Here is a 209-nt window from a genome sequence, read left to right as displayed (position 1 = left end):
ACAGACCACCAATCGCAGGATTTCGAATTGCGACAAGGCGGCAACTGAATGAGTCCTCAGGAGCTTACTGAAGTAAGTGACTCAGGCGAGTGAAGGCAGCCAACGCAGTAGCGGTTCGAAAGACGAAGATTATGCGGGAATAGCTCAGTTGGTAGAGCACGACCTTGCCAAGGTCGGGGTCGCGAGTTCGAGTCTCGTTTCCCGCTCCA

The 209-nt window shown here is 54.1% G+C and carries 1 tRNA gene; it reads left to right on the top strand.

Features of this window, described 5'->3' with window-relative positions:
• The first annotated feature begins 133 nt into the window (after window positions 1-133).
• Window positions 134-209, top strand: a tRNA-Gly gene (locus NA986_RS24445).

It is taken from the genome of Salmonella sp. NW177, from assembly GCF_051811585.1.
GTDB classification, from domain to species: Bacteria; Pseudomonadota; Gammaproteobacteria; order Enterobacterales; family Enterobacteriaceae; genus Salmonella; species Salmonella enterica.
Note: the sequence above shows the minus strand (reverse complement) of the source record. Positions and strands in the feature narration are given on the sequence as shown.